Genomic DNA, 7,403 nt, shown 5'->3' on the forward strand with positions numbered 1-7,403 from the left:
AGAAATCTTATATTTAAAAGCATAAAAAAGATCTCTCACTACGTTCGAGATGACACCCATGTTTCGCCAGTATTTATTGAGAAGTTACCTCAAAGGGCTCTAACTGACTGATTTATTGATATAATTTAGAAATATACTTGTTTTAAAAAAAATTAATTATTCGATCAACATTTTATTCGGTTCTAATGATGATAAACAAAACTGTTGATACTTGATGCGGCTATTTAAATTAATGCATATTTACGTTTATACACGCCACAAAATGATTTTGACCAACCTCATGCCAACCGGGGTCGCGCTCGCGACATGCTGGCATCACATACGGGCAGCGAGTCGCAAAGCGACAACCATCAGGCATATTAATTGGCGATGGTACTTCACCTAATTGATCAAGAGGTTTTCTTTGACGTTCGTATTTTGGATCAGCTTCGGGATTAGAGCTAATAAGCAATTGAGTATAAGGATGTTGCGGTTGAAAATAGACTGTATCGGCTGGGCCTAGCTCAACAATACGGCCTAAGTACATAACTGCGATTCGATCTGAAACATAGCGTACCATTGATAAGTCATGGGCAATAAATAATAAGGTAAGCCCTAATGTATGTTTGAGTTCAGCCAATAAATTTACCACTTGCGCTTGCACTGATACATCAAGGGCGGAGATAGGTTCGTCGCAAATAAGCAATTCAGGGGCAAGTGCTAAAGCACGAGCAATACCAAGACGCTGGCGTTGCCCACCAGAAAATTCATGTGAATAGCGCGACATATGATCAGCAGCGAGGCCAACGCGGTCAAGCCATTCGCCTACTTTTTGTACGACCTGCGAGCGTTGCCATAACTCATGTAGCAGTGGTCCTTCAGCAATGATTTCGCGTACGGTCATACGTGGATCTAAAGCTGAATAGGGGTCTTGAAAAATCATATTAATTTTACGTGCATAGCGGCGAAAATCACGAGTACGATAACTATTAGGTAGTTGTTCACCGCGATAATTAATATAACCAGCAGTTTTATTGTAGAGACCAACAATAACGCGGGCAAGGGTCGACTTACCACAACCTGATTCGCCAACTAAGCCAACTACTTCTTTTTCAGAAAGCGATAGAGTAATTCCATCCACTGCTTGCAGGGCACGACCATGTCCTAAATGAAAATGTTTTTTTACATCATTAAGTTCAAGTATCATGATACGCTAGCACCCTCGCTTATTAAGTTTTGGGTAAAGAGCGTCTGCGGTCTATTGGCTTTAGCTAAGCTATGATGCAACCAACAGCGGCTTTGATGCTTTGGCGTAACTAGCCATAACGGTGGTGGCTGGTTTACACAAAGCTGCATAACATGCGGACAGCGAGCTGCATAGGCACAACCACTTGGTGGGTTAAATAGATCAGGGGGCGAACCAGCAATTGGCGCGAGTTTATTTTTAACGCCTTCACTAGTGCGTGGACGCGCTGCACGCAAACCAATAGTATATGGGTGTGCCGGGCGATAAAAAATATCATCAACGCTAGCTTGCTCAACAATTTGACCACCATACATAACAGCCACTTGTTGTGCCATTTGCGCAACCACGCCAAGGTCGTGCGTAATAAGAATTATTGCCATGCCATTTTCACGCTGCAAGTCAGCGAGCAACTTTAAAATTTGTGCTTGTACAGTTACATCAAGAGCAGTAGTTGGCTCATCAGCAATCAATATTGCAGGCTTACATGCAATGGCCATCGCAATCATCACACGTTGGCGCATACCACCTGATAACTGAAAGGGATAAGCATCAATCCGGCTTTTGGCTTCAGGTATTTGCACTCGTTCAAGCAATTTTATCGCTTGTGCTTTTGCAATTGTTTTATCTAATCCCAAGTGAGTAATTAAGGTTTCACCAACTTGTTTACCGACGGTCATGGTAGGGTTAAGTGAAGTCATGGGGTCTTGAAAAATCATTCCGATTTCTTTACCCCGGATACGATTTAACTCGTTTTCATTGAGGCCAATTAATTCGCACTCATGTAATTTAACAGAGCCATTAGTGATGCGCCCCGGTGGTGTAGGTATTAATCCCATAATCGCTTGCACTGTAACTGATTTGCCACAACCACTCTCGCCAACTATTGCTAGGGTTTGCTGATGTTCAAGAAGTAAGTCTACACCGCGCACTGCATGGATATTGCCGCCATAAGTGGCAAATTCAACATGTAAATTATTTACACTAAGTATACTCATGGTGTTGACCTCAATTTGGGGTCAAGAGCATCACGTAAACCATCGCCTAGTAAATTAAAAGCAAGTACGGCTATGCTAATAAATAGTGCCGGGGTTAAAAATTCATGTGGGTAGGTAAGAAATGTTTGAATGCCATCATTGCACATACTTCCCCATGAAGCGGTTGGTGGTGCAACGCCCATGCCAATGAATGACAGAAAAGCTTCAGTAAAAATAGCACCTGGTATTGCAAAAGTTAGGCTGACTAAAATTACACCGAAAGTATTTGGCAGCAAATGACGAATCAATAGATAGAACGGTTTAGCGCCCATTATCCGTGCAGCTTGCACAAACTCAGCTTCGCGTAATTGCAAAATTTGTCCACGCGTTAGGCGAGCTGCCCCTGGCCAAGCTAAGGCTACCCAAGCAATGAGCATAGGAGTAATACCACTTTCACCAGCACCTTTGCCTAAAGCAACGCGAAATAGAATCATAAATAAAAGAAATGGCAAACCTAAAACAAAATCGCTAAACCGCATTAACCATTGATCGGTGGCGCCACCAAAAAAACCAGCGAGGCCGCCGATAATTATACCTATTAGAATGGAAATAAAAGGTGCAAATAGGCCGATAAATAAAGAGACGCGGGCGCCTGACATTAAACGAGCTAATAAATCACGACCTAAATAGTCGGTACCAAAGGGGCGCAGCGGGTAATCTATTTTATCGCCAGGTTGGGTGTTAGGCTGCAAAACCCGTGCTTCGTTAAGTGCTATGCCTGGTGTTAATGTTATCTCACGAGTAATGGCATGCGTTGAAGTGGCGCCGTTTTGCGCCAATACTGAATAATAAATTGTTTCAGGTTTGAGATTAAAAGTATCTTCAAAGCTGACTATATTACCGGAGGTAACTGTACCAACCGGTAATCCCCAAAAGCCACCGCGAGGTTTTTCTAAACTGCGATAAATTAGATAACCAGCCGCACCGTTAACTGGTGTCCAACGCATGCGTACTGATTGCACTGATGGTTTATCAAGCCATTCTAAATTAGTTGGAGCAGGTAAGATGGCGCCATCAGCTTGTGGGGCAGCTTCGATAGTCGGTATGACTTCGGCAACAAATGGTTTGAGTGGTGGCAAAACTATGGCTGAATGGGTAAGACTTGGCGACTCAGAAATTCGGCTCAAGATTTGTTCTGCCGGATCAACTCGCCAAACCAAAGGACCGATAAGTGTAAATAGTAAAAGCAAACAGATTATTATTAAAGAAATGAGTGCCTGCTTATTTGCTTTAAGCCGTATCCAAGCGTCTTGCCAGTATGAAAGCGATGGGCGTGCTATTTCTTGTTTAGGGCCGGTGTGGATTACTAACGTAAAGTCTTGCGGGTTTAAAATATTCTGGCTCATACTACTATCGAGTTTTTTAGCACCGGTTGGGTCAGTTATTATCATATGTTCCTCTTGGCTATAGTGATACGCGGATCGATAATGCCGTAAACTAAATCAACAAGTAGCACCATACCCACTAGAAAAGCACCGTAGAAAACGGTCAATCCCATAATCACGGTATAATCAAATTGTTGAAAAGCTTGTACAAAATAGCGACCTAAACCAGGTATAGCGAAGATACTTTCAACTACAAACCCACCTGTAGTTATACTGGCTATAGCTGGGCCTAAAATAGTTACAGTTGGTAAAATAGCATTACGAAGTTGATGAAATAAAAATATTCTTAAGGGGGATAAGCCTTTGGCTTTAGCGGTGCGAATATAATCTTGATGTACTACCTCTAACATCGACGAACGCATCAAACGGGTTTGCAGTGCCAACGAGCCAATACCTAATACTACAGCAGGTAGTAACATATGACTAAAAGTGCCCCAGCCGGCTACTGGTAAAACTGTCATACCGGCAGTGTGATTAAGCTTAACTACTAAATATTGGGCGATGGCGGCAAAGACAAAACTTGGTACTGAAATACCGAGAATTACAAAAAACATTGAAGCGCGGTCAGTTATTTTGCCGCGGCGAATAGCGGCAATAGCGCCGAATAAAACCCCACCTAAAGTAGCAAAAAAAAGTGACAATAAACCTAATACTGCTGATATCGGAAAGTGTGAGCGAATAATGTCATTTACCGAGCGATTTTTTTCAGAATAAGAGATACCGAAATCACCTTTGAGCATGTTACCTAAAAAAACGCCATATTGTGAAAGCAAGGGTTTATCAAGACCATATTTTTTTTCGAGGTTGGCGCGAATTTCAGGACGCATGGCTTTAGCACTAGCAAGCGGATCACCTGGTACTAAATGCATTGCTACAAAAGTTGCAGTGGCAATGAAATATACAGTTATGATGCCAGTAGCTATGCGTTTGAGAATATAGTTTAACATCTCTTAACTCATTTCTTGTTGCATCAATTTTTTTTGCTAATGGTTACAAAAGCGAAATCAGGATCAGGGCCAATAACATGACGTACAATACCATGCACCCATGGTTGATGGGCCCATATTACCGTACGTTCAAATAAGGGTATAATTGCTACATCAGCTAGAGCGATTTGTTCAGCTTGTGCCATTGCTTGCATGCGTGTTTGTTGATCAGCGGTTGCCTGTGCTTGGCGAATAAATGCATCATACTTAGGGTCGCTATATTTACCATTGTTATTGGCGTTCCAACTAGTGAATAGTTCAACATAAGTCATAGGATCAGCAAAATCGGGACCCCAACCTGATGAAACAATATCAAATTTGCCTTCACGAGATTTGGCTAAACGTTCTTTAAAGATTTGTTTGTCAATGAAAATATCGATGCCGAGATGGTTTTTAAAGATATTTTGAAAATATTCTGTATTGCGTGCTGTGCCAGGGCCATCATCGGTTAACCAGTACAATGGTGGGATACTGCCGCCAAGTTCGTTTTTTGCTAATTCGAGTTCATTTTTTGCTAATTCAATATTTTGGGTATGCGAAGCAAGCGGGAATTCTTCGCGAAAACGATTTTTAATGCCTGGCACCCATTGTGGTATGAGACCATTACCAGGGCGTGAACCCGGAATTGCTACTACCCGAGATACATATTCACTGGTATTAATTATCGCGCGAAGGGCGCGACGTAAATGTAAGTTAGCTGTTGGTCGATTGGGGCGATGATTAAATTCAATATAAAATATCGCACCATCATCATGACTTTGCATACGTAAGCGGTCGGCAAGAGCACGGTCGATTTGTTCACGGCCAATACCTAAAGTATCAACCTTGCCATCGCGAAAAAGGTTATAGCGCGCACCTAAATCAGTGGTGATATACGGTACTTCAATACGATCAAGTTTAATTTGTTGAGCTCTCCAATAGCGTGGGTTTTTACTTAGGGTTAATTCGGCGCCATGGATCCAACGGGTCAAGATAAAGGGACCATTAGAAATAATATCTTGAGGGTCAGCGGCAAAGCGGTCGGCATGAGCTTTATAGAAATCTTGTCGTACCGGTAAATAAGTCGCGAAGGCGGTTAAACCTAAAAAGTAACCGCAGGGTTTTTCAAATTCGATTTTTAATGTGTAATCGTCAACAGCAGTAACTGCGAGTGTATCTTTTTTAAGCTTGCCGGTGTTTATGCCTTCAGCGTTTTTAACCGGATACATAATAAAGGCATATTCAGAAGCATTGGCTGGGTCGACCACTAGGCGCCAAGCAAAAACAAAGTCATGAGCGGTAACCGGTTTGCCATCAGCCCAAAGTGCATTATGACGTAAATAAAAAGTTGCGCCTTGGTCGTTGATTTCCCATCGTTCAGCAATACCTGGGATTATCTCGCTATTTTTGCCATAACGGGTCAGCCCTTCCATAAGGTGACCAAGCAAAAAGATGCTTTCTTGATCAGTAGAACGGGTCGAGTTGAGTTGCGGGGGCTCGGTGCCAAGCATTAGGTTTAGTACATGCTCATTTTTGTTGGCATATTGTTCTGGTGATGAACAACTAATTAGGATGACGCTTATGAATGTAAAAAAACAGCTGGTAAATAAAATAAAAATTTTGTTAATCATTGCCAACCATACAAAGCATGTTTTGCTAGCTATGTCAGCCTTTGGTGAAAAATGAAGTGTTTTAATTGGCTAAATATTAAATAATTTTTAATTTTATAATTTATCTATATGATACGAAAACTCTTGACCATAGCGAGTACTACATCTTAGCCTAAAGATAATATGTCTGTTGCACCAAAAGCTCTAGCGCGCCTATTAGTAAACCGTCGAAAGGTCACAAATGCTAAAGCGCAAGAGCGTGGCGAATTATTACAAGCATCAGTTCGTGGTAAAATAAAAGAACTATATAAAAGTGGAATTATAAGCCGAGCTTGGTTGATAGGGTCTCTTGCGCGTAAAAGTTTTGGCATTGCATCTGATGTGGATATTGTTATTGAAGGGCTTAAAACCTCTGATATTAGTAAATTGGCTGCTGAATTAACTTTGCACTTTCAAGTTGAAGTCGATTTGTTAAGATTTGAACAGTTGCCATTATCATTTCAAAAGAGAGTGCTTGCAGAGGGGGTGCGTTTAAATGAGCCCTGAAGAAAATGGCGCCATTACTGGTCTCATGCGTCTTAGACGCGAAATAAGTGAGGATATTAATGTGTTAGAAAAACGTCAAGACGATGCGCAAGAAGTATTGGTAAAATGGGGCGATGAACCACCAGCGCGAGAGTATTTAGTATTTGGCGCTGTAGCTATTCATGGCTGGTACACTGCATTAGAATCATTGTGTGAACGTATTGCTAGAGAAATCGATCAAGAGATACCACAAGGTGAAGCCTCACATCGCCTGCTGCTATCTCAAGCTATGACTGAGTTACCAGATAGAAGACCAGCGATTATTGATCCCAAACTAGCTACCGATTTGTTGGCATTATTATCATTTCGCCACTTTTTTCGTCATGCTTATGCTGTTGATATTGACCACGAAAGACTGCAGGTAGAATTGCGACGACTTATGCGCGTGCATCAGCCGGTATTGCAGACATTATCTGCTTTTGATGCATTTCTTATTGTGACTATTGATTCAATAAGAAAATAAAAGAGCTTGGGCGTGCCTTCAAAATTCGGACTTTGAAGACACCCCCTAGTAAGCTGACTCTTGATCTCATCTCTGTAATTGATCGATTTTATTAGGCTTTACTGGATGCCCTCTTTCGAGGGCATGACGTAGAGAG

7 protein-coding genes are annotated in these 7,403 nt (G+C 41.8%); 2 read left to right on the forward strand and 5 right to left on the reverse strand.

What is annotated here, in order from left to right; genetic code table 11:
• Positions 1 to 229 precede the first annotated feature (229 nt).
• The 5 genes from JW841_10215 to JW841_10235 are packed head-to-tail and all read right to left on the reverse strand — an operon-like array spanning position 230 to position 6,120.
• Complete coding sequence (locus JW841_10215; protein MBN1961310.1) at positions 230 to 1,186, reverse strand: ABC transporter ATP-binding protein; 957 nt, start codon at positions 1,184 to 1,186, stop codon at positions 230 to 232.
• Positions 1,183 to 2,220: an ABC transporter ATP-binding protein gene (locus tag JW841_10220; protein ID MBN1961311.1), complete on the reverse strand. Its 1,038-nt coding sequence runs from the start codon at positions 2,218 to 2,220 to the stop codon at positions 1,183 to 1,185. The genes JW841_10215 and JW841_10220 overlap by 4 nt, the downstream gene beginning before the upstream one ends.
• Complete coding sequence (locus tag JW841_10225; GenBank protein MBN1961312.1) at positions 2,217 to 3,650, reverse strand: ABC transporter permease; 1,434 nt, start codon at positions 3,648 to 3,650, stop codon at positions 2,217 to 2,219. The genes JW841_10220 and JW841_10225 overlap by 4 nt, the downstream gene beginning before the upstream one ends.
• Positions 3,647 to 4,591, reverse strand: coding sequence for an ABC transporter permease (locus tag JW841_10230; protein ID MBN1961313.1), 945 nt, complete (start codon positions 4,589 to 4,591; stop codon positions 3,647 to 3,649). Before JW841_10230 ends, JW841_10225 begins: the two co-directional genes overlap by 4 nt.
• A gap of 23 nt (positions 4,592 to 4,614) precedes the next feature.
• Complete coding sequence (locus tag JW841_10235) at positions 4,615 to 6,120, reverse strand: peptide ABC transporter substrate-binding protein (protein MBN1961314.1); 1,506 nt, start codon at positions 6,118 to 6,120, stop codon at positions 4,615 to 4,617.
• A 282-nt stretch (positions 6,121 to 6,402) separates the two neighbouring features.
• On the opposite strand from JW841_10235, the gene JW841_10240 reads away from it, so the two are divergent.
• Both JW841_10240 and JW841_10245 read left to right on the forward strand, forming a co-directional pair.
• On the forward strand, positions 6,403 to 6,765 hold the full coding sequence (locus JW841_10240) for a nucleotidyltransferase domain-containing protein (protein MBN1961315.1): 363 nt from the start codon (positions 6,403 to 6,405) through the stop codon (positions 6,763 to 6,765).
• Complete coding sequence (locus JW841_10245) at positions 6,755 to 7,267, forward strand: hypothetical protein (GenBank protein MBN1961316.1); 513 nt, start codon at positions 6,755 to 6,757, stop codon at positions 7,265 to 7,267. Before JW841_10240 ends, JW841_10245 begins: the two co-directional genes overlap by 11 nt.
• The last annotated feature ends 136 nt before the right edge of the window (positions 7,268 to 7,403 follow it).

It is taken from the genome of Deltaproteobacteria bacterium, from assembly GCA_016931625.1.
GTDB lineage: Bacteria > Myxococcota > XYA12-FULL-58-9 > XYA12-FULL-58-9 > JAFGEK01 > JAFGEK01.

Excerpts from the sequence above, each read along its gene's own strand:
- JW841_10225 (MBN1961312.1), bottom strand. The coding sequence starts at position 3,650 with ATGATAATAACTGACCCAACCGGTGCTAAAAAACTCGATAGTAGTATG.
- JW841_10245 (MBN1961316.1), top strand. The coding sequence starts at position 6,755 with ATGAGCCCTGAAGAAAATGGCGCCATTACTGGTCTCATGCGTCTTAGA.
- JW841_10240 (MBN1961315.1), top strand. The coding sequence starts at position 6,403 with ATGTCTGTTGCACCAAAAGCTCTAGCGCGCCTATTAGTAAACCGTCGA.
- JW841_10220 (MBN1961311.1), bottom strand. The coding sequence starts at position 2,220 with ATGAGTATACTTAGTGTAAATAATTTACATGTTGAATTTGCCACTTAT.
- JW841_10215 (MBN1961310.1), bottom strand. The coding sequence starts at position 1,186 with ATGATACTTGAACTTAATGATGTAAAAAAACATTTTCATTTAGGACAT.
- JW841_10230 (MBN1961313.1), bottom strand. The coding sequence starts at position 4,591 with ATGTTAAACTATATTCTCAAACGCATAGCTACTGGCATCATAACTGTA.
- JW841_10235 (MBN1961314.1), bottom strand. The coding sequence starts at position 6,120 with ATGCTTGGCACCGAGCCCCCGCAACTCAACTCGACCCGTTCTACTGAT.